Raw genomic sequence first — 21,864 nt, forward strand, 5'->3', positions numbered from 1 at the left:
CGTCTCAATCCAAGGGAGGAATACAATGCCAATGAACCGAAAACTGTTCGCAGGACTGGCGATCGCCGTTGCGTTTTCCGTGCCGGCTTCGGCCGCAGACAAGATCAAGGTCGGCCTGATTACGAAATTCCCGGTGCCGTTCTACTCGACCATGGAGGACGCCGCCAAGAAATACGCGGCCGCTCATCCGGAAATCGAACTGGTCACCGGCCAGGGCCAGGCGGCTACCGACATTGAAGGCCAGATCGCTCTGATCGAATCGATGATCACGCAGGGCGTCAAGGGGCTGGCAATCACTCCGGTCGACCCGACGGTCGCGCCGGCGCTCGACAAGGCGGTGGCCGCCGGCATCAAGGTGGTTCTCGTCGACAACAGCATCCCCAACTGGAAAGGCCAGACGGCGCTGGTCTCGACCAACAACCTCAACGGCGGCAAGATCGCCGGAGAGTATCTGAAGACGGTGCTCAAGGGCGGTGACAAGATCGGTATCTTGCAAGGCGTTCCCGGCGTGCCCGCCCTGGATGACCGGGTCACGGGCATGATGCAGGGACTTGGCGACGTAAAGGTCGAGGTCGTCGGCAAAGGTGCAACCAACTGCACGCTGGAACTTGGCACGTCAGTGACCGAAGACATCCTGACCGCCAATCCCGATCTCAAGGCAATCTACTCGGCCTGCGGCCCGCCGATCCCTGGCGCTGTCAAGTCGATCAGCAATGCAGGCATTGCCAACGACAACCTCATATTGGTCGGCTTTGACGCCTGCTGCGGTGAGCTCGAAGCGATCAAGTCGGGCGCGGAGGACGCCAGCGTAGCCCAATTTCCCGCAAAAATGGGCGAGCTTGGCATCGACACTGTCGTCAAGGCCATCCGTGGGGAACCTGTCGAGGCCAATGTCGATACCGGCGCCGGACTGGTGACGCTGCAGAACGTCAAGGACTTCGAGTGATCCACCAGCGGTCCGGCGGACCGCCGGACCACTTTCTGTTGCCGGACTCCAGCTTAGCAAGGGGTGAATTACAGTCATGGACCCCACCATCAAAGTCGTGCGATGCGCCGAGCCCGGCAGACTGGTGTTTGAGGAGCAGCAGGCGCCAGGCGCTCCGCCCGAAGGCTGGGCACTGGTCAATGTCGCCTTTGTCGGGATATGCGGAACCGACTACCACATCTTCGAGGGCAGGCATCCTTATCTCGCCTATCCGCGCGTCATGGGCCATGAGGTTTCGGCAACAATCGCGGCAATCAACGGGCCCGTGGACCTGTCGGTCGGAGAGCAAATCCTCGTCAATCCCTATCTTGCCTGCGGAAATTGTGCCGCCTGCCGCCAGGGCAAGCCTAACTGCTGCATGTCGATTGAGGTGCTTGGCGTGCACCGTGACGGTGCCATGAGTGAGCAGATTCTCATGCCGGCGCAGAACTTGATACCAGCGGCCGGCCTGTCACCGGTCGAGGCTGCCACGGTCGAGTTTCTGGCCATCGGTGCCCACGCGGTCCGCAGATCCATGGCGGCGCCGGGCATTCGCACCTTGGTTATCGGCGCCGGGCCGATCGGCCTCGGGACGGCGCTTTTTGCGCGCATCGCGCAACAGAATGTGACCGTCATGGACGTCGATACCGAGCGGCTGACCTTTGCCGCGGGTCAACTGGGTTTCCTGGTGCTCGACGGATCGAAGGGATCGATCGCCGAAACGATAGCGGAGCGAACCGCCAAAACAGGTTTCGACGTCGTCTTCGACGCCACGGGGAACAGTCGTTCGATGCAATCTGCCTTTACCTATGTTGCCCATGGCGGCGTCATGGTGATGGTCAGCGTCGTGCCGGACGACATAACTTTCTCCGATCCAGAGTTCCACAAGCGGGAAATGATGCTGATCGGCAGTCGCAACGCGACGCGCGGGGATTTCCAGCACGTCATTGCCTCGATCCACGCTGGAAAAGTACCAATCGACCAGCTCGTCACCCACCGCACCACCCTGCGCGACAGCCCACGCGACATCGCAATCTGGGCGCAGCAGAAGTCCGGTCTGATCAAGGCCGTTATCGACGTAGCGGGATCTGGCTGACTTCAGTAACACAATCAAGATATGTCATCGCAGCCCTGGTGCTGCATTATGGGAGGCGGGTGCTCGATGACGCCAGGCTAAGCGTCGTGCTTGACACGGTATTCGGCGTGGTTTTCCTCAGAGAACAATTGTCCCTGCCGAACTGGCTTGGCGTTTCACTGATTGCAGCGGCCGCAGTTCTGGTCGCATATAAAGGTTGAAGCCGTGGACTGACGATCCTTCCGGCACAAAACGTGTTCCACGCAAAGTCCGCCGGGCATTCGCACCGCTTGAGTATCCGACGTCCCTATTCTATATGATGCGTGATGCTTGATGCGCACCAAGGAGGGCGATATGAGAACCACACTGGCGATCGATGACGATGTTCTGATCGCGGCCAGGGCCATGGCCCGGCAGCAGGATCGCAGCCTCGGCGAGGTCATTACCGATCTCGCCCGGCGCTCGCTGCGCCGGCCTCAAGCCGGCGGCGAGCGTAACGGGTTTCCTCTACTGTCGCCTCGGCCGGATGCACCTCCTGTCACGCTTGAGACGGTCAATGCCTTGCGAGACGAACTGCCTTGACGTTCCTGCTCGATGTCAATGTGCTGATCGCACTGATAGATCCTGGCCACGTCGCCCATGACGACGCGCATGGCTGGTTCGAAGAGACCGGTAACGCTGCATGGGCTACGTGCCCCATCACCGAAAACGGCGTCCTGCGCATCGTCGGCAACCAAAGATATCCCAATTCTCCCGGTTCGCCCGCTGTTGTTGCGCAAATCGTTACCAAGTTGCGGACCCTGCACGGGCACAGCTTCTGGCCCGACGATGTGAGCCTGGTTGGCTCCGGCGACATCGATGCAGCGAAAATCCTGACCTCGACACAGGTCACGGATACGTACCTTCTCGCGCTCGCCAAGGCGCGCGGCGGCCAACTTGCCAGCTTTGACCGCAAACTGTCAGCGGCGGCCGTGAAGGGCGGGAAGTCTGCGCTGCACCTGATTCCCACAAGGTAGACCGCCGGGCTCTTCGGTGCAGTCTGCCTTTCGATCTTCTTGGCTTTGAATCGAGGCTTCCGCAACTTGTCGAGCTCAGCGCACTCCAGTGGATCGCGAGCGGCTATCTGACCATAGTTTGTGGCGCATTCATCTCTACCCTGCGCGTTCGCGCTTGGACGCGCAGCGCTGACACTCGTCGCCGTCTCTGTTGCCGTAACACGACAACCCGATCACAAGATCATGTCACCTATCTGTCGGCAAGGGCACCTCAGCTTCTTAGTCTTGACCACCCTCCGACCAACGTTGAAACCGCAGGAGACGGATATTCGCTGTTTAGCGATTCTTGCCAAGATTCCTCAGGCGCGCGGCCCATCTGGACAGTTCGACCTCGGCCGCGATTGCCCTTTCAGCTGAAACGCTTCGCGCGGAACGTTGCAAGCATGGGATGCGGATTGCCGGAGACGATTTCTTTGGCCAGCAATTCGCCGATGATCAATCCGAGCGTGGCGCCGCTGTGACTAAAGGCGACGTGAAGCCCGGCGACGGTCTCGACGGGGCCAAGCACTGGCTCGCCGTCGCCGGGGATGGGCTTCGGGCCAACGGCATAGGTGGCAAGTTGGAGCCGCGGATTGCCCTCGAGCACCGCACTAGCCTCGTCGAGCAGTCCTTCGACGGTCTCATCGTGCACAGTGTAGGTTCGGTCAGAGTTGACCACGACTTCTTCCTCCGACCACGCCGAATCCAAAACAAATGCGCCATCCGGCGTCGGGCGCACCGCCACGCGCGGCGTATTCAGCACGGCACGGAGCTCGGTCTTGATCGGCTTGGTCTTCAAGAGAAGTGAAATCGGCGTGGCGTCAGGGACATGGACTCCGATTTCGGCAAGCATGGCAGGCGTCGCTGGCCCAACGGCAAGGACGACGGCATCCGCCTTTATCGGTACACCGTCGGCAGTGACGACGCCACGCGCGCGACCACCTGTGGTATCTATCCGCACGCGCCCAGCGCCCTGAACAAGCTTGCCGCCGCGGGCGCGGAATTCATTGAGCAGCAGATCGATCAGGAAGGGCAGGTCAACCCATCCTTCGCCAGGATTGAAGATGGCGCCCTGTGGGGTGATTGCGCCGGCGTTGACACCGGGCGTCACTGCGCCGACTTCGGCAGGGCCGAGCAGAAGCGCGTCATAACCAATATCCTGCTCCAGCTGACAGATGGACGCGATCTGGTTCGCCTCATCATCCGCGTCCCAGGTGAGGCCGCCGTCAAAGCGAAGCCACGACGCCGTTTCCGGCCTTGTGGCGGTCAGGGTCCGATAGCGGTCGATGCCTGCAAGCCTCAAGCGGTGATAGGCAGTGTCCGCACGTCGCGCTGAGTTCAGCCAGGAAAGTGAACGGCCGGATGCACCATTGGACGGTGCGCCATCGTTGACAATGGTTACATCAACGCCGAGACGAGCGAGGTGCAGCGCGGAGGAGACGCCGAAGATGCCTGCGCCGATGACGACGACATGGCGCGGCTTTGGAGATGCAGTCATGGAAAAGTCCTTCTACGCAGAAGACGGGCTAGGAGTTGGTGGATCGCTGCAGAGCGCGGCGGAACTAGTAGTCCGTGAGCTTCTTCATGTAGCGCCGGCCCTCGAGCATCGGCCGGCCGCGCAGACCCGCCAGCTGGTAGGCAAAACGCCATAAGGTGTCGAAGAAGACCAAGGGCACGAGATAGGGTTTGATGTGTTCGGACATACCGCTGAGGTCAAGTTCCGCTCCATCGAGCACCAGGATGTTTTCCCGGCTGCCGTACTTGAAAAGGAAGTCGCGGGCGCGTTCGGAAAGTCTCCGCGTCTCGTCCAAACCAAGCAAGACCACGACGCAAGCATCCCGGTCGACCACCTCGAAAGGGCCGTGAAAGAATTCGTTGGCGTGTATGGCTTGCGAGTCGTACCACTGCATCTCCATCAACACGCAGATGGCATAGGAATAGGCCGCACCATAGCTGGCACCGCTGGCCAGTGTGTAGATCGCCTCGCGCGGCGCGAAACGGGGTGCGAAGGCTTGAAAGCGGTCGGCATAGGTCTGGTGCGCACGTTCGATCGCCGGTTGAAGGTGGCTCAGGCTCGTCAGCAGATCGGCGGTTGTCCCGGCACCCTCCCGAGCATCGATCAGGCCCGCCAGCAACATGTAGAGCACGCCGTAGTTGCTGCAGGCGGAATCGATTGCTTTGCCCGTCGTGTAGGAGGCCTGGTAGGCTACCGCATGGTCGACCGCCTTTGCGAGGGGCGATATTAGGTCGAGGGTCATACCGATTGTCGTTGCGCCTCGATCTTTTGCATGCTTGGCCGCTCGCACGGTCTCGCTGGTGGCTCCGGTCTGGGAGCAAAGGACAACGAGCGCGTCAGGTCCCAACCGCCGCGGATCTCGGCAGACGAACTCATCCGCGTTGTAGATGTCGCAGGCGAATGTGCCACTGTGACAGTCGACGAAGTATTTGCCTGCCATCATGACCGAGAGCGAGCCGCCGCACGCCACGAGAAACAGATGCGAAAATTGCCGGCCCGCCATAGCGGTCAGGGCGCGTTCCACGTCGGCGGGCAGGGCGGTAATCATGAGTTGTCTCGTCTCGTTGGCAGAGCTTGGGGCCGCGCACAATTGACAATTGACCGTCATTATGCGAACGTTCTCACATTCCTTTAGACTGAAAGCCCTGCAATGGTCAAGATTGCCGCGATAGGCGATAACGTGGTCGATTGTTATCTTGCTCGCGGCGAGATGTATCCCGGCGGAAACTGCCTCAATGTCTCGGTCTATGTGAGCCGCTTCGGCGGGCGATCGGCCTATGTTGGATCAATCGGCAAAGACCGGGCCGGGGACCTGATCGACGCAGCGCTGACGTCGGAGCGGGTGGACGTCACCCGATTGCGACGCCTCAAGGGGGCGACCGCTTACTGCCTCATAGGTCATCGCAACGCCGATCGGATTTTCCTGGATTTCGACCTCGGCGTCTCGATGTTCACGCCGACGCAAGAAGATCTGGATTTTCTCTCTGGTTTTCAGGCCGTCCACATCGGCCAATCCAGCGGGTTAGACGCGTGGGTTGCCGCGGTATCGAGTAAGTCCCTGTTGTCTTACGATTTCTCTACGCGCCGCGAACCCGGACATCGACGCGAGATCGGGCCTTATTGCTATCTGGCTTCCGTCTCCGGTGACGGCCTCGACGACAAGGAATTGGCTGCAATCGCTGCCGAACTGCTCGCATGTGGTGCAAAATGGGTTCTGGTGACTCGCGGTCGAGCCGGCGCCGCGCTCTACCGAGATTCGACCTGCTACAGCACGCCGGCGCGGCTGGTCGAAACCGTCGATACGCTGGGCGCGGGCGACACCTTCATCGCCAGGACGCTATTCGGCCTGCTCAGGGAAGAGGCGCCTCGAGCCATTCTCGATCATGCGGCGGCGGCAGCAGCCGCTACCTGCCAGTACTACGGGGCGATTGGCCACGCGACAGCGATCGACCTAGGGAAAATGACGCCAGAGATCCTGCGCGGAGCGGGGCACGTTCAAGACGGGAGAACCATCTAGCTGCGAAATTCCACTGAGCAATTGACGCGAGAAATAGACAATGCTAGAGAAAGTGATAACGTTCTCATTCACCGCAGGCGCCGCCTAAGAGCGTTTTGACGGATGAGACGTCGAGTGGGACCGCAGGCCGAGTTCGGCCAATCGTGAGAGGAGAAGACATGCAAATTAATTCGAGCAGGCGCCAACTGGTGAAATCCGGTCTGGCGCTGACGATCGCGCTGTTGACAGGACTAGGCACGTTGGCCTCGTCAACACAGGCAAAAGCGGCAGACAACCCCTACAACCTCATCGACCCGACCGTGATCAGCGTCGGTACCATGGGCGATGCGAAACCATATGTCTTCACCGACGCCAACGGCAATTTCACCGGCTTCGACGCCGAACTCTTCCGCGACGTGGCGCGCCGGCTTGGTTTCAAGGAGGAGCAGGTCGTTTTCACCGGCCAGGAATTCTCAGCGTTGCTACCCTCCGTCGCCAACGGCCGCTTCGATGTCGCAGTCGCTGCTATCGGCACCACCGCGGAGCGCAAGAAGACCGTGGATTTTGGTGATGGCTATCTCGCCGGCTACCTGTCGATCATTTCGGCTGATCCGTCTCTGACGAGCAATGAGAGCACGGCGGGAAAGCGCATCGGCGTGATCCAGGGGACGCTGCAGGAAATTTATGCCGAGAAGAACCTGAAGGGCGACATCGTCAAATTTCCCGACAACAACACTGCGGTGGCGGCGCTGAACAACGGGACGATCGATGGCCATTTCACTGACTATGAGTCGGCCAAGCAGTATGTGGAGCGCTATAAGGATCTCAAGATAACAATGAACGTGCCGTCCTTCGATGCGCCGGCCGGGTTCGTGGTCAAGAAGGGTAACGACACCTTCCGAGAAGCGCTCAACAAGGCACTGCGCGAGGCCATGGACGATGGCACCTGGAAACGGCTTCACGAGAAATGGTTCCCGGGTACCCCGATGCCGGATCAATATCTGCCCAAGAAGTAAATTCGCGCGTATTCGTTATCATTTCCGGCCGGGTCCGTGAGCAGCGGTGCCCGGCCGAGTCGTAGATGGATTTGATATGAGCTGGTTCGATACCTTCGCCCGCAGCTTCCTGGACTTCCAGGCGATGGCAGAAGTTCTGCCGAACATGGTGATGGTCGGCCTCAAGAACACCCTGATCCTGGCCCTTGCCTCGACCTTTTTCGGGACGCTGATCGGTATCGTACTCGCCGTGATGGGGATTTCCGAGAATCGGCCGCTGAAAGTCCTTGCGCGGGTCTACACCGATATCTTCCGCGGGCTTCCGGCCATTGTCACCATTCTGATCATTGGCCAGGGCTTCGCGCGGTTGGGCCGAGATCTGTTCGGTCCATCGCCTTATCCGCTGGGCATTCTGGCACTCAGCCTGATTGCGGGCGCCTACATCGGGGAGATTTTCCGCGCCGGCATTCAAAGCGTCGAGCGTGGTCAGATCGACGCCACGCGCACTCTTGGTCTGACGTATGGCCAAGGCATGCGCCTGGTGGTGATCCCGCAAGGCATCCGTCGCGTCCTGCCTGCACTGGTCAACCAGTTCATCGGCAACGTCAAAGACTCCAGTCTGGTCTATTTCCTTGGGCTGCTCGCTTCCGAACGCGAACTGTTCCGCGTCGGCCAGGACCAGGCCGTGCTGACCGGCAATCTGTCACCGCTGTTGCTGGCCGGCGTGTTCTATCTCGTGATCACGGTGCCCCTGACCCATCTCGTCAACTACATCGACGCGCGCATGCGCGTCGGCAAACGTATCACCGCCGTGCATAGCGGCCTCAAGGAAGTCGCCGAGCTTGCCGAAGCCGTCGTGCCGGGGGGAGCGACGTTGACCGCAGCAGCGCCCACACGCTTCAAGGGCGGCGGCATCGAGGTGAAGAATATCGACATGGCCTACGGCGTCGTCCAGGTGCTCCATGACGTCAGTCTGAAAGTGCAGCCCGGCACGGTCACCTGCCTCATCGGTCCGTCCGGCTCGGGCAAGTCGACCTTGTTGCGTTGCCTCAATCGCCTCGTAGAGTGCAGAGCCGGCGACATTCTGCTCGACGGCGAAAGCATCTACAAACAGACCTCCGACCAGCTCAGGCGACGCGTCGGCATGGTTTTCCAGCAGTTCAATCTGTTCCCCGACCGCAGCGCGCTGGCCAACATCACCCTGGCTCTGCGCAAGGTGAAGCGCATGTCGCGCGAAGAGGCTGAGGGCGCCGCCTTGGCCAGGCTACATGAAGTCGGACTGCTGGATCGCAAGGACCATCGGCCGGCCAATCTCTCGGGCGGGCAACAGCAGCGGGTGGCCATCGCGCGCGCCCTGGCCCTCGAGCCCGAAATTATGCTGTTCGACGAAGTCACCAGTGCGCTCGATCCAGAATTGGTCAAAGGTGTCCTGAACTTGATGGCCGATCTCGGTCGCGGCGGGATGACGATGGTGGTCGTAACACACGAGATGAACTTTGCTCGCAAAGTCGCGAACCAGGTCGTGTTCATGGACGAGGGGCGGATCGTCGAGGCAGGGCGGCCAGAGGACCTTTTCGACAATCCGCAGAGTCCGCGTCTTCGGCGCTTTCTGTCAGAGGTACTGTGATTGCAATGGTGTGCGCAACGGCCGGGTTTGCAGTGTTCGGCCTTGCGGCGCGGGCTTAACTGCCGCTAGGTCGCCGTCACAACGCGCGCATTGGCGGCGGGGGTTGCCGAGTGACTGAAAGATCTTCGAAAAACGCAACCATCATCGAGGTCGCTCGCCGGGCCGGGGTGAGCTCTGCCACGGCGGGGCGTGTGCTCGGTGACTACGGTTACAGCAGCCCCGAGGTCCAGGAGAAGGTGCGCGCCGCTGCAGCTGAGCTGGGCTATCGCCCCAATCGCCTGGCCAAAGGCTTGATCACCGGTAAAACGCAGACTATCGGAGTTGTGGTTGGCGACATCGAAAGCCCGTTCTACGCGAGCGTGCTGCGCGGAATAGGGGATATGGCGCGCCGTGGCGGCTTCGGGGTTATCGTTACGAATAGTGACGAAAATGCCGAACTCGAGCGAGAGGCGGTGCAGCTCCTGCTGGAAAAACAGGTCGACGGTTTAATTGTCTCATCGACTTTCGTGGACGAACCGGATCATCTTCGTGAGGCAGTCGCAGCCCGCTGTCCCGTCGTGCAGTTCGACCGAATGGTCGCGGGCCTGGAAACCGATTCAGTCGTCGTCGACAACGTTTCCGTAACGCGTAGCAGCATCGCGGCGATGATCGGCGCCGGACACAGCCGCATCGGAATTCTGGCGGAGCTCGGGCCGGGCCAACGCGACGATGTTGGCTCGTTTGTGGCAAACGCCGACCTCTCCAGCGCTGATGTTTGCTATCATCATCCAAGCTGGCAAAGGCTATTGGGTTACCTCGAAGCCCATCGCGCCGCGGGCATTACGCCGGATCCGCAGCTAATCCGCCGCGTGGCGATCTATTCTAGCGAGGCGGCCCGCAAGGAGGCACTCGATCTGCTGACAATGCGCAATGCGCCGTCCGCCCTGTTTACCGCCGATGGCGTGATGTCGACAGGCGTTCTGGAGGCGACATCGGCACTGAAGCTTGCGATCCCAGGGGACCTTTCGCTGCTTTGCTTCGACGATCTCGACTGGATGCAATTTGTGGCCCAGGGTATCACAGCCATCGCCCAGCCGGCGCATTTGATCGGAGCGGCGGCGGCGGAGCTTCTCTTGAGGAGGTTAGGGGAGGCCAGTTTGCCTTTCGAGCACCGAGTGCTGGCGGCCCGCTTGGTGGAGCGTAACTCAATTGCGGTCCATCGCAACCGCGAGGCCGTTTGATCTCCGGCCCCGACGGTCTGGCTGGAGCTGAATTGCAGCGCCTCTAGGCCGAGGTCGATGCCATGCAGGGACATTGACCTGCCGTATGTCGCTTCGCTTGCCCACAACAACATCGGCCATTGCGGATCGGCTCGGCTGAATGACAGCCCAGGCGGACTGCCTGGGCACGACTACTACTGCTTACGATGCCCCGGCGTGAGCTGCGCAAGAAAACGGGTGAGAACATCCGGCTTCCCGTTGCGGATCTCGACGTCGTTCTTGCGCCGGATTGCGCCGCGCACAAGCCTGGCGCCGAGATAGCGGAACGGCTCTGGGGGCAATGCCAGCCGCCGATGGATGCCGACGAGCCCGCTGGCGCTCCACCGGTCCTTGCGCTCGAGCACCAGACTGGCGAGGACGCGGCCGCCGATCGGCGTCTGTGCAATGCCGGTTCCGTTGAAGCCCATGCCATAGAAGATGTTGGGATGACCGCGCAGATGATCGAAGACGGGAACATGCTCGGGCACGCAGTCGATCGGGCCGGCCCAGTCATACTCGATCGGAACCCCACGCAGAGCCGGATAGACCCTGTGCAGTTCGCGCACATTGTCGCGACCATGCTCCGGGCTGCGGTTGAAGCTGGAGCCGAAATCGCCTCTGAAAGCGACGTTGCCGCTTCCCCGGCCGAACACGACTCGGCCCTTTGTGGTGCGCTGATAATACAGAACCTGGCTCTGCGAGTCGCAGATCGAAGCGCCGTCGCGCCACCCCATGCGGTCGAGCAACTCCGGTATTTCAGCGGTGGCGATCACCTGGCTGGCAACGACGTAAAGGTGGCGGCGCAGCTCCGGCAGAGCCGAGAGCCACGCATTTGCCGCAAGCACCACTTTCTCGGCATGCACGGCGCCCTGCTGCGTGCGCACCGTGCATGTTTTGCCGGTTTCAATGTCGATAACCGGGCTGCGCTCATGCACGATGACGCCCCGTGAGATCGCCAGGTCGCGCAGTCCTAGGGCAAGCTTGGCCGGGTGCACCGTGCCTGCGTTCGCCTCGATGACGCCGACATAAGACGCGGACGATCCGGTGCGGCGCTCGATCTCTTCTGCCGCAAGTGGCCTAAAGCGGTCCTGGCCAGCTGCCGCCGTCATTTCGACCGCGCGCTCCCATGCGCCTTCCTGCGCAATCGAACTGGCCGTCCACAGCCAGCCATCCAGCCGCAGATCCATGTCGATCGTGCCCTGTCGCTGCAGCTCTTCGAGCTCGGCAATGGAGTCCACCGTGTCAGCACAGAGCTGCCGCGCCTCCTCCACCCCAACGGCACTGCTTAACTGGTCGAGTTCGGCGAACCAGGAGTGAACCTGACCGCCATTGCGGCCGGAGGCTCCCGAGCCGCAGAGATCGGCCTCTATGATCGTTACGCGGGTTTCCGGAGCGAGCTCACGGATGCGCAGCGCCGTCCATAGGCCGGTGTAGCCGCCGCCAACAATAACCACGTCGGTGCGTTCGCTGCCCTGCAGCGGCTCGGTGCACGCAGCCGCAGCAATGTCCTGCAGCCAGAAGGACCGATCGGACGGCGCTGCCACTACAGGCTGTCGCAAACGAAGCGTCGTCATGTTCAGGCGCCCTGGGCATCGATGGTCGAGCTGGTATATTTGGCGAGCAGCCAGTCCGGAACAGGACGCGGCTGCTGCGGAAACCCGCCAAGATGCGTGCAGGTCTCGGCAGCCGCGACGGAGGCCCTGTGCAGCGCCTCGACGGCGCTCAGCCTGTTGCAGCAGAAGGCGGTCAGGAACGTTGCGATAAAGCTGTCTCCCGCGCCGCACGTATCGACGACATCGACCGGCGTGGCTGCGGCGTGCACGATTGTGGTGCCATTATCGAAGTATGAGCCGCGCCGGCCGCAGGTCAGCACCACCTGGCGTGCGCCGGCTGCTCTCAGCGCCTTTAGAAGCGGCTCCACAGGCGTAGCGGCCTCGTTGGGTCCGGACGCAAAAAGCAGCGGTACGCCCTCGAGCGGCAGCACCAGATGTGCCGTCGATATGTCGACACTGAACGAGACATTGTCGGCCACCAGGCGGCGGACGAGCTCCTTGTTGGAGTTGGTTCCCAGATGCACCCAGTCGGCAGCAGCGATATGGGCATGATGTTCAGGAGCCGGCATGTAGTTTGCGCCGACGCCGAGGGATTCGACCAAGAAATTGCGTTCGCCGAACTCCTCACGCAGCAAGGTGACAGCGGTATCGCCGGGACGGCGTTCGACATCACTCGGCGACAATCCGACCGCGGCAAGCTCAGCCAGCACCATCTCGCCCTCGGCGTCGTCGCCGACCGCACCGAAATATTTTGCCGGCCAGCCGTTGCGCTGCCACTGCGCAGCGACGTTCAACGCATTGCCGCCCACGGTCAGCAGGCCGCTCGTAAGATAGACATCGAGGCAATTGTCACCGATCGCGACAAGTCTGGGCATCGACGTCATCCCGGAATCGCCGAACGGTTCAGGTAAGGCTCGATCGCAGTAAGACAGCGTGTCCAGGCCGTCACTGGGTCAAGTGCATAAGAGCCGCTGCCGAACGGCTCGAAAGTGACCTTGCCTCCATATCCGAAGCTCGCCAGGTCGCTGACGTAGCGGTCGAGCGGCAGCGAGCCGTCGCCCCAAACCAAATGGCCGGCTGGCGTGCCATCGACCAATTGGACATGCGCCAACCGGGAGCCGAACAGATTGACGTAGTCCGCCACCGTGTCGCCCGCCGTGGCCATGCCGACCGTATCCAGCACGATGTCCATATTGTCGGCGCCGATCTGATCGAGCATACGCCGCAGGCCTGCGGCATCGTTGACGATGTTGGTTTCGAAGCGCTGCAGCGGCTCAAGCAGGCAGCGCACGCCGTTGCCGTCGGCATGCTGGGCGATCTCGCGGAGCGCCTCGACCGCGCGTGACCACGCCCGCTCCGGCGCTTCGTCCTCATACCCGCGCCCGGGCGTCAGGAAGAGATAGCGAGCGCCCAGCATCGCACATATGTCGGCCGCACGGCAAAACCGCTCAATGCTGGAACGGCGGAAATCCTTGTCGCCAGAGGCGATGTTGATCGGATAAAGCACCTGCTCAGGGGTGAAGCACCAGGTGGACAGGCCGTTGTCGGCCAGCACACCACGCACGGTATCGACGCGAGTGTCGGTCGCGTGGAAGAGGTCGAGATGGGGCGCAATTCCCCACAACTCGATTTCCCGCACACCGAAGCCGCGGATACTCTCGGCGACCCGTTCGAACGGGAAGTGCTGAAAGCTGAAATTGGCTCCGATGAGTTGGTTGGCAGCAAGCTGCGGCATAAAGGCTCCTTTCGGGAATTGCTATTTGCCGATGCCCTCGGACAGGCCGCGGATGAAGTAGCGCTGGGCGGCAAAGAAGATGATGACGATGGGCAGGGCCGAGATCGTCATCGCCGCGAACACTTCGGCATAGTTGGTCCCGTGCTTGGCCATGATCGAGGTGAGGCCGACCGGAAGCGTCTGCACGTCGGCGCCGCTGGTGAAGATCATTGCGAACAGATATTCGTTCCAGGCGAACAGGACGTGCAGGATGACGCACGAGACGATGATCGGTCGGCACAACGGCAGGATGATCCGCCAGAATATCTGCCCCTCGCTGGCACCGTCCATTGTCGCCGCCTCATCGAGATCGCTGGGGAGATCGAGCATGTAGGCGCGGATCAGGAATGTGGTGAACGGCACCCGAAACGCCGTATAGAGGATGATCAGCGCCCAGTAGGTGTTGTAGAGGCCGAGTGCCTGCAGCATCTTGACCAGGGGAATGATCGCTACGGTCGGGCTGAGCATCAATCCGCCGAGCACGATGGCGACGACCAGCGGCTTTGCCGGCATCTTGGTTCGGGTGAGCCCAAACGCCGTCCAGGCACTGATCAGCACGGTGCAGATGGCGGATGCGACGGTCACCAGGATGCTGACGCTCACATAATCGCGCACCCCCTGGTTCCAGGCCTGCACGTAATTGTTCCACGACCAGCGAGCCGGTAAGGCGAACGGGTCGCCGAAGATTTGCGCGTTGTCCTTGAACCCGTTGAGCGCCATCCAGACCAACGGATAGATGACGACAAGCCCGAGGCAGATCAGAAACGCGTACAGGAACGTCCTGCCGAAGATGCCCCACACATTTCCCTGTGGCCTGCGCCTCGTGGCAACCATCACGGTCATAGCTGCACCCTGCGCCGCCTGGTATACCAAAGCTGCGCGGCCCCGGTGAGCATCGTCACCACGAAAATGACGGCGGCGATCGCCGCGCCATAGCCGAAATTGTCCTCGATGAAGGCCTGCTGGTAGAGCCATGTGCCAAGCACCTGGCTGCTGTTGTTGGGCCCTCCGGCGGTCATGACCATAACCTCGTTGAACACCTGGAATGCTCCCGTAATGGTTACGATCACCATCAGGCCGGTCATCTCCCGGGTAAGCGGAAAGGTAATGCTCCACAGGCGCCTCAGCGCACCTGCGCCGTCCATCGTGGCTGCGTCATAGAGATCGCGTGGAATTTTCTGGATTGCGATGGCAAACAGGAGTGTTGAATATCCGAACCCCTGCCACTGGCTCATCGCGATAATTGCGTAGATTGCCGTGTGCTCGTTGCCAAGCCATGGCTGCACGAGTTGCCCGAGGCCAAGCCGGGCAAGCACCGCATCCAGCAATCCGATCTGCGGCTGGTAGATGAAATAGAATAGCAGGCCGGTCACCGTGATCGAGATTGCCGAGGGCACGAAATAGATGGCGCGCCAGAAACGGCGCCAGCGCTCCGATCTGAGGCCTTCGATCATCGCCGCAAGCAGGAAGGCGCCGAAGACCTGGAACACGACAGAGATCACGGCGTAGAGGCAGTTGTTCCACAGCGAGACCCACACGATCGGGTCATGCAGCAACCGGTCGTAATTGGCGAGGCCGACATTGGTGACCTCGCCCGTATAGATGTCCTGGTCCGTGGTGCTGACAATGAAGTTGTCGACGATGGGGTAATAGACAAACCAACCGATGAGGATTAGCGCGATCGCCGCCCAGCGGAATGACAGCACATTGCCGAGGCGAGCCCGGAGCTTGTTGCCTGCCCGTTGCCGCCTCGCGGCGCCGTAGCTAACGGCGCCGCTTCGGTCTTTTTGCGCAGTCGCCACCATGATCTCAGCTATTTGGCTGCGGATGCGGCCTGCCTGACGGCACCCATGACCTGTTCGGGCGACATCGAGCCCCCCGTCAGCGCCTGCAGGCTGGACAGCCATGCAGCAGCGACGCGCGGTGGATTTGCCGTATCGAGCCAGGGCATCAAATAGGATGCCGCGTTGATGTCCTTGATGCCCTCGACGACTGCCTTGCTCATGGTCGATTCCGACGCCCCTCCGATCGTGGCGCTGGGCTGCCCATAGGGCGGCGCGGAAAGCACTTGGCCGTTCTCAGGGGACGTAACGAATTTCATGAAGTCGATCGCCAGCGGGATATTGGCGGACGCTGCGCTGATCATGTAGCCTTCAGGCGCACCTTCGATCGCCTTCGGATCTCCCTTGGCGCCGTCGGGCACCGGCAAGGTGAAATAGCCGAAGTCAGCGGGCTTCAAGGCCGATTCCGCCGTGGCGCTCTGATCGAATTCGATGATCTCCTGATAATACATCGCCGATTTCGCGTTGGTGAAGGCTTGCAGCGCGGAAGCGTAGGACGTGCCATTGATCGCGGCTCCGTCGGTGCAACGATCGGCGAGCTGCTTGAATTGTTTCAGCGCCTCGACATAGCCGGCATCCACATATTCGGCGGTGCTCGGAGCGAAATCGCGTTCCAGCGTGGCCTGGGGCACGTCATAGGCGAGCAACTGGCCGACATAGTGGATCGCCGGCCAGGCTTCCTTGTTGCCCAGCGATATGGGCGTCATTCCGGACTTGCGGATCGCATCACAGCTCGCCAGCAACTGGTCGAAACTGGTCGGGACGCTGAGGCCGAGCTTGGCGAAAACCTCCTTGTTGTAGCCCATGAACTTGGCATCCTGATAAAGCGGAATGCCGTAGAGCTTGCCATTATACTCGAACGCCTTGACGGCGGCCGGAGAAAGCGTTTTCCCCCAATCAGTATCGGGGCCGATGACGTTGGTGAGATCGACGGCGCGATTGCCGCGTACGAAGTTTGCGCCCCAACTGCCCGTCCAGGAGAAATAGATATCAGGAAGCGAATTCGATGCCACCAGCGTCTTCGTCTTGCCTTTGACGCTGTCGTCGCTTTCCTGGATGAGTTCGATCTTCACGTCGGGATGGCGCTTCTGATATTCAGCAGCAACATTGACGAAATAGGGCGACAATTGCTGCAGCCCGAATTTGGTCATGATCGACAGCGTGCCGCTGTATTCGACCTTCGCGTGTGGATCTGCTGCCACGGCCTTCCGCGTGGCGGCGGAGCCGCTGGCCGCCGACAACCCCAGTGCTGATACTGCGGCCACCCCGACCGCCACGACTTGCAGGGAACGTTTCATGAGCAACTCCTTCAGATGTGAGAGGGGTTCAGTACTCTACGCGTTTGTAGTAGCGGCGCGTCGTCAGCGGGTGATCGCGCAGTGTCTCCAGGTGAGCGCTCAGCCGTTCGAGCAAAGTGGCGAGCAGGACCGGTGAGATCAGGCTGCGGACCCGGTCTGAAATACCCGGAAGTTCGACCGAGGCGGCATCGAGTGTCCGAACGCGATCGGTGTAGCGCCTGGCGAAGTTCTCGACCCGGTCCGCCAGCGGGCGTGCGGCATCCTCGCCCTTGAACACGAACACGCTGACGCCGGGTTCGACTAACTCCAGCGTGCCATGGAAGAAGTCCGCGGCGTGCACCGGCCGGGTACGGATCCACTGCATTTCTTCAAGAATGCACATGCCGTAATAGTAGGCCTCAGGCCACGCCGATCCGGCGCCGGTGAAAATATGATAGGTTTCGTCCTTGATCATTTCGGCCAGCTTGGCCGCCGGTCCCTCGAACGCGGCCTTCGCATCGGCAAGCAGACCGGGCAGCAGTTGCAACTCCGCCACGGTCGCGTCAAAGCCGTCGTATTCTCCGCGCTCGGCAAGAAGCGCCAGCACGATCAGCAATGTCTGGAGATAAAACGATTCCGATGAGGTGTCGTCCTCGGCGAAATTGGTGAAGTTGTATTCGGCCTCTTGCGCGATCGGCGTATCCGAGTGGCCGGTCAGCGAGATCGTGCGCACACCCCGTGCCTTCAGGAAGGACAGAAGTTCGACGCTTTCCTTCGTGGTACCCGACAGCGAGGGGATGACGACCACCGCCTTGTGGTCGAGCCCGGCCGGCGGATCGAGAACGACCTGGGCGGGATACTGCGCGCTCACCGGAAAGGTGGAGCGGCGCTGAGCCAGTTCGATGGCGGGAAGGGTAAGGAGCTGCACGCCGCCGGTCCCCATGAAGTATAGTCGCTCGACGCCATTCGAAAGCAGCTTGCGCAGGAGGGGTCGCGCCTCGCTTCCTATGGAAACGGCACCGCTTTGGATCCTGACGAAGCGGTCCCTGTCGAAGTTGAGCATGCAGGATTTCCTTGTATTTCGGATGTGCAAGTAGCGCCTCGGCGCAAGCGTCGCAGCAGACGTCGAGCCAAGTTTTTTCGGCCCCAAGTTCAGCCGATTGTGAGATCGATCTCACATATAGGCCATGCATTTTCGCGGCTGACAAGTCCCTCCGCATGAAATTTCTTAACAGTTGGAATTTGAAAATTCGGATCAGCGTTTGGGCAGGCGCGAAACCGAGCCGCGAACGATCAGGCGCGTCGGGAATCTGATATGACGCGGCGCGACCTTATTTCCGGCGAGCCGTTCCAGCAGCAGCTTTGCCGCAAGCGGCCCGATCTCAGGAGTGGGCTGGGCGATGACGGTGATTTGCGGGTCGGTGAAGGTGGCGAGATTGAAGTCGTCGAATCCAACAAGCGACACGTCATGAGGGATCGAAAGTCCCATCGAGCGCAGGCCAAGCAATGCGCCTTGCGTCATCAAGCTGTCTACGGTGAACAGAGCCGTCGGGCGATCGCGGCGGCTGAACAGGCGGCGGGTGGCCTCGATCGCATGTTCGACAGTCGAGCGGGAAACACTGATCAGATTTTGATCAAAGTCGATGCCGTGCGAATGCAATGAATTCTGATATCCGGCCAGGCGTTCGTGCGCGGTGAAGATGCGGGATTCGTCTCGCAACAGACCAATGCGGCGGTGTCCATTGGCAACAAGGTAGTCGACGGCCTCTCGCGCGCCGCCTTCGTTGTCGACGATGACGCTGTCGCAGTGCACTTCCTTGGCAACCCGATCGATCAGCACGATCGGGATGCCTTCGCGAGCAAGTTGCACGATGTGCTGGCTATCGGTCGCCGACGTCGGCGCCAGAATGAAACCGCGGATGCTGAGCGAGCGCAGGCTCTCCAGCAGCTCCTTCTCCTGTTCGACATTTTCCTCACTGCTGGCAATCAGAAGATTGTGGTGGTGTTTGCGCAACTCCGCCTCGACGTCATGGGCGATGCGGGCGAAGAACGGATTCTGAATGTCGCCGGGCACGAAGCCGACGAGAGGCAATTGCCCGCTGCGCAGCGCCTGCGCGACGCGGTTGGCCCGATAGCCCAACCTGTCGGCTGCCTCGATCACGCGAAGTGCGGTCTCGTCGCCGACATAGCCGTAGCTGTTGAGCGCCCGCGCAGCCGTCGCACGCGAAACGTTCGCCGCGGCGGCAACGTCCTTCAGAGTGATCCCCTTCTGCGTCAACGTTATCGATCCTCCGGCGACCCGGGCGGGATGCAGGAGCATCTGGCCCCCAGCATTGCAGCCAACCTTGTCCCGAATATCGGCACGCTGTCGAACTGCCAAGGCCGCTTGTCCCGTTCTTTCCCGAAATAGGATTTTATCCGTTTTGCCGGGCCGACCGGCGGGTCAAGCGCCCCTGAGCAACAAAATGCCTTCCTGGCAAGATGGCGCAGGTTTGCGAGATCGTCCTCGGTCAAAGTTCGGCCAGAAAATCGCGGCGGTCCCAGGGGCAGCCCGGGATCGGGAGCGTCGAAGGCTTCGGCACGTCGAACAACATTGGCAGGTGGTTGGGCGAAGAGGTCAGTTGCCATTCGCGAGTGGCCCGAGAATTCGGATTCCCTGGCCGTGCGCGGCAAGCGCGAGCTTGCGATCGAAGGTGGCCAGCGGCAACTCGGTTTCGATTGCGGGCGCAACATAGGCGGCGTGATAGGCGCTGAGCCCGTGCGAAGCCGCTACCGTCAGCCCCCCGCCGTCCGAGCCGCCGCCGGCATCCACCAGCGTCAATCGGCACAGCCGTGCCATGGTGGTGGCAGCTTCGCCCGCCGCGATGCAGCCACGCCGCTCGGCCATCGGTACGACGTTACGCGCCTCGTGCCGGAACAGGGGAGGGACAGGCGCCGTTGTTCCCGGCAATCATCGCACCAGGGCGGCCGCCGCCTCGCTGTCTTCATCAGGAAGGATCCAGGCTGCTGCCATGGAAAGGCCGACAAGGAAAGGCATCAGACGATGATCGCCATCAAGCGCGGCGCCCTTCATCGCGCCAGGCCTGAATTTCCTCCTGCGCCACGGGCTTGGCACGGGCGCGGGCGGCGCTGATCTCTTCGATCACCGCCTCGACATCGTTGCGTCGCTGAATGCGCGACGGCTTGGCAATGGGATCGTTGCCTCGCGAAATAATCACCTCCTCGCCGGCTTCGACCGTTGAAAGCAGTTCCGAGAGATGCGTCTTGGCCTCGCCAACTTTCACCGGGATAGCCATTTTCCTATCCTTGTCCGCCTCGGGACCATCGTGGCGAGCCGTGATCATTGTCGTCGAGCTGGATTGCCCCGACAATCGCTATTCTGTGCGACGACACGCGCAATCCTTGCCCTTGGTCGAGACTTGGTCAAGTCACTAGGCCAGGACACTGCCGACCCCTCGGTTCGCCTTGTCATGACGAGCAGATCGCGCCTCAACCTAAAGGGCATCACAAAGCAAGATTGCCCCTCAGTCGCCGCGCCACAGCCGAGCCGACATGCCGCGGTGGCCAGCCACAAATTTCCGTTTTGCGTCGAGCCGATAAGTGTTGTCCATGACCGGTGGCTCTAACTAGACGCTACTGTCCCTGTGCCAGCTCTCTCGCTCCAGACGTTTCAGATCGGCGGCCACCATTTCCGCCACGAGGTCGCTGAACGTCGTCTTTGGCGACCAGCCGAGCTTTGAGCGGGCTTTCGCCGGATTTCCCATCAGGAGATCGACCTCCGTTGGACGGAAGTGGCGTGGGTCGACTCGGACGAGGATCTCTCCTGTCTTGCCATCCCGGCCGATCTCGTTCACCCCCTTACCTTCCCAGACGATGACGCGGCCGACCGCCCGAAAGGCACGCTCCACGAACTCTCGAACCGAGTGGGTTTCGCCCGTGGCGAGGACGAAGTCGTCTGGCTCGGCGTGCTGAAGAATCCGCCACATGCCCTCCACATAGTCGCGAGCATGCCCCCAGTCGCGTTTCGCATCCAGATTTCCAAGATAGAGGGCGGACTGAAAGCCTCGCTCGATACCTGCAACCGCACGTGTGATCTTGCGGGTCACAAACGTCTCGCCGCGCGTGGGGCCTTCATGATTAAACAGTATGCCATTGGAAGCGAACGTTCCGTACGCTTCACGGTAGTTGATCGTGATCCAATAGGCATAGAGTTTGGCCGCCGCATAGGGAGAGCGCGGGTAAAACGGCGTCTTCTCCGTCTGGGGCACCTCCTGGACTTTGCCGAACAACTCGGAGGTTGACGCTTGATAAAAGCGCACCCGCTCTCCCATCTTCAGGATGCGGATGGCTTCAAGCAGCCTGAGTGTGCCAAGGGCATCGGCGTTGCCGGTATATTCAGGCGTCTCGAAGCTTACCTGGACATGGCTTTGGGCCGCCAGATTGTAGATTTCGGTAGGGCGCGTCTCCTGAATGATGCGAATGAGATTGGTCGCATCGGTAAGGTCGGCGTAGTGGAGAAAAAAGCGTGCGTCCGGCTCGTGCGGATCGACGTAGATGTCGTCGATGCGTTCGGTATTGAAGGAGGAGGATCTGCGTTTCAGTCCGTGGACAGTATAGCCGTTCTCCAGCAGCAGTCTGGCAAGGTAGGCACCGTCCTGACCGGTCACACCAGTTATGAGCGCAATGCGATCTGTCATCGGGTCCCACCCAATCCTTAACGGCTATGGTGGCGCCGTCGACCGACGGTCTGCCCCCACTCCTCTAATGAAAGGCGAAAGCGCCTCGTTCGGCCAGAGTGTCATTGTGGGAGGCACGCCAGCAAAAGGAGGTAATCCCCACCCCTCAATGCCCGTCACAGCTACAGCTACTTCCCGTCAGTCCCCTTTCTGCTTGGCTAGCTTCTTCAGCCTATGCTCCTATGGCATGGACGTAGCCGCCCTGCCGCGCGCCGTCAGTTCATAAGCGCTTGCGCCA

The 21,864-nt window shown here is 61.0% G+C and carries 22 protein-coding genes and 1 pseudogene; 9 read left to right on the forward strand and 14 right to left on the reverse strand.

The window, feature by feature from the left end:
• The first annotated feature begins 31 nt into the window (after nt 1–31).
• From AC0L2P_RS12195 to AC0L2P_RS12215, 5 genes and pseudogenes are all read left to right on the forward strand, one after another.
• Nucleotides 32–946: a sugar ABC transporter substrate-binding protein gene (locus tag AC0L2P_RS12195; protein WP_473501455.1), complete on the forward strand. Its 915-nt coding sequence runs from the start codon at nt 32–34 to the stop codon at nt 944–946.
• 88 nt (nt 947–1,034) lie between these two features.
• Nucleotides 1,035–2,060, forward strand: a complete 1,026-nt coding sequence (locus AC0L2P_RS12200) for a zinc-binding alcohol dehydrogenase family protein (protein ID WP_473501594.1) — start codon at nt 1,035–1,037, stop codon at nt 2,058–2,060.
• A gap of 74 nt (nt 2,061–2,134) precedes the next feature.
• Nucleotides 2,135–2,260: pseudogene (locus AC0L2P_RS12205) on the forward strand (EamA family transporter); the annotation flags it as partial.
• A 133-nt stretch (nt 2,261–2,393) separates the two neighbouring features.
• Nucleotides 2,394–2,621, forward strand: coding sequence for a CopG family transcriptional regulator (locus AC0L2P_RS12210; protein ID WP_473501456.1), 228 nt, complete (start codon nt 2,394–2,396; stop codon nt 2,619–2,621).
• Nucleotides 2,618–3,055, forward strand: a complete 438-nt coding sequence (locus AC0L2P_RS12215; protein WP_473501457.1) for a TA system VapC family ribonuclease toxin — start codon at nt 2,618–2,620, stop codon at nt 3,053–3,055. The genes AC0L2P_RS12210 and AC0L2P_RS12215 overlap by 4 nt, the downstream gene beginning before the upstream one ends.
• Nucleotides 3,056–3,443: 388 nt before the next feature.
• Here the strand turns inward: AC0L2P_RS12215 and AC0L2P_RS12220 are convergent, their stop codons facing one another.
• The gene (locus AC0L2P_RS12220; protein WP_473501458.1) at nt 3,444–4,571 is read right to left on the reverse strand and encodes an NAD(P)/FAD-dependent oxidoreductase; all 1,128 of its coding nucleotides are present in this window, start codon (nt 4,569–4,571) and stop codon (nt 3,444–3,446) included.
• Between the two features lie 64 nt (nt 4,572–4,635).
• On the reverse strand, nt 4,636–5,637 hold the full coding sequence (locus AC0L2P_RS12225; RefSeq protein ID WP_473501459.1) for an SIS domain-containing protein: 1,002 nt from the start codon (nt 5,635–5,637) through the stop codon (nt 4,636–4,638).
• A gap of 102 nt (nt 5,638–5,739) precedes the next feature.
• On the opposite strand from AC0L2P_RS12225, the gene AC0L2P_RS12230 reads away from it, so the two are divergent.
• The 4 genes from AC0L2P_RS12230 to AC0L2P_RS12245 all read left to right on the forward strand — a co-directional run bounded on the left by AC0L2P_RS12230 (nt 5,740) and on the right by AC0L2P_RS12245 (nt 10,427).
• Complete coding sequence (locus tag AC0L2P_RS12230; protein ID WP_473501460.1) at nt 5,740–6,606, forward strand: PfkB family carbohydrate kinase; 867 nt, start codon at nt 5,740–5,742, stop codon at nt 6,604–6,606.
• A gap of 158 nt (nt 6,607–6,764) precedes the next feature.
• Nucleotides 6,765–7,601, forward strand: coding sequence for an ABC transporter substrate-binding protein (locus AC0L2P_RS12235; RefSeq protein WP_473501461.1), 837 nt, complete (start codon nt 6,765–6,767; stop codon nt 7,599–7,601).
• 76 nt (nt 7,602–7,677) lie between these two features.
• Entirely contained in the window at nt 7,678–9,207 is a 1,530-nt protein-coding gene (locus tag AC0L2P_RS12240) for an amino acid ABC transporter permease/ATP-binding protein (protein WP_473501462.1), read from the forward strand.
• 110 nt (nt 9,208–9,317) lie between these two features.
• Nucleotides 9,318–10,427 carry a LacI family DNA-binding transcriptional regulator gene (locus AC0L2P_RS12245; RefSeq protein ID WP_473501464.1) on the forward strand — a complete coding sequence of 370 codons (1,110 nt, stop codon included), beginning with the start codon at nt 9,318–9,320 and terminating at the stop codon, nt 10,425–10,427.
• A 173-nt stretch (nt 10,428–10,600) separates the two neighbouring features.
• Here the strand turns inward: AC0L2P_RS12245 and AC0L2P_RS12250 are convergent, their stop codons facing one another.
• The 12 genes from AC0L2P_RS12250 to gmd all read right to left on the reverse strand — a co-directional run bounded on the left by AC0L2P_RS12250 (nt 10,601) and on the right by gmd (nt 21,587).
• On the reverse strand, nt 10,601–12,019 hold the full coding sequence (locus tag AC0L2P_RS12250) for an NAD(P)/FAD-dependent oxidoreductase (RefSeq protein WP_473501465.1): 1,419 nt from the start codon (nt 12,017–12,019) through the stop codon (nt 10,601–10,603).
• Nucleotides 12,020–12,021: 2 nt separating this feature from the next.
• Nucleotides 12,022–12,873, reverse strand: coding sequence for a PfkB family carbohydrate kinase (locus tag AC0L2P_RS12255; RefSeq protein ID WP_473501466.1), 852 nt, complete (start codon nt 12,871–12,873; stop codon nt 12,022–12,024).
• Nucleotides 12,874–12,878: 5 nt separating this feature from the next.
• Entirely contained in the window at nt 12,879–13,733 is an 855-nt protein-coding gene (locus AC0L2P_RS12260) for a sugar phosphate isomerase/epimerase family protein (RefSeq protein ID WP_473501468.1), read from the reverse strand.
• A 21-nt stretch (nt 13,734–13,754) separates the two neighbouring features.
• Nucleotides 13,755–14,615 carry a carbohydrate ABC transporter permease gene (locus tag AC0L2P_RS12265; protein WP_473501469.1) on the reverse strand — a complete coding sequence of 287 codons (861 nt, stop codon included), beginning with the start codon at nt 14,613–14,615 and terminating at the stop codon, nt 13,755–13,757.
• Complete coding sequence (locus tag AC0L2P_RS12270; protein WP_473501470.1) at nt 14,612–15,574, reverse strand: carbohydrate ABC transporter permease; 963 nt, start codon at nt 15,572–15,574, stop codon at nt 14,612–14,614. The genes AC0L2P_RS12265 and AC0L2P_RS12270 overlap by 4 nt, the downstream gene beginning before the upstream one ends.
• An 11-nt stretch (nt 15,575–15,585) precedes the next feature.
• The gene (locus AC0L2P_RS12275; RefSeq protein ID WP_473501471.1) at nt 15,586–16,911 is read right to left on the reverse strand and encodes an ABC transporter substrate-binding protein; all 1,326 of its coding nucleotides are present in this window, start codon (nt 16,909–16,911) and stop codon (nt 15,586–15,588) included.
• 28 nt (nt 16,912–16,939) lie between these two features.
• Entirely contained in the window at nt 16,940–17,953 is a 1,014-nt protein-coding gene (locus AC0L2P_RS12280) for an SIS domain-containing protein (RefSeq protein ID WP_473501472.1), read from the reverse strand.
• Nucleotides 17,954–18,145: 192 nt separating this feature from the next.
• On the reverse strand, nt 18,146–19,210 hold the full coding sequence (locus AC0L2P_RS12285; RefSeq protein WP_473501473.1) for a LacI family DNA-binding transcriptional regulator: 1,065 nt from the start codon (nt 19,208–19,210) through the stop codon (nt 18,146–18,148).
• Nucleotides 19,211–19,507: 297 nt separating this feature from the next.
• Nucleotides 19,508–19,777 carry a type II toxin-antitoxin system VapC family toxin gene (locus AC0L2P_RS12290; RefSeq protein WP_473501474.1) on the reverse strand — a complete coding sequence of 90 codons (270 nt, stop codon included), beginning with the start codon at nt 19,775–19,777 and terminating at the stop codon, nt 19,508–19,510.
• 63 nt (nt 19,778–19,840) lie between these two features.
• Complete coding sequence (locus AC0L2P_RS12295; protein WP_473501475.1) at nt 19,841–19,963, reverse strand: hypothetical protein; 123 nt, start codon at nt 19,961–19,963, stop codon at nt 19,841–19,843.
• Nucleotides 19,944–20,186, reverse strand: a complete 243-nt coding sequence (locus tag AC0L2P_RS12300; protein WP_473501476.1) for a type II toxin-antitoxin system Phd/YefM family antitoxin — start codon at nt 20,184–20,186, stop codon at nt 19,944–19,946. Before AC0L2P_RS12300 ends, AC0L2P_RS12295 begins: the two co-directional genes overlap by 20 nt.
• Nucleotides 20,187–20,516: 330 nt before the next feature.
• Nucleotides 20,517–21,587 carry a GDP-mannose 4,6-dehydratase gene (gene gmd / locus AC0L2P_RS12305; protein WP_473501478.1) on the reverse strand — a complete coding sequence of 357 codons (1,071 nt, stop codon included), beginning with the start codon at nt 21,585–21,587 and terminating at the stop codon, nt 20,517–20,519.
• Nucleotides 21,588–21,864 lie beyond the last annotated feature (277 nt).

This window comes from Mesorhizobium sp. WSM4836, assembly GCF_055811815.1.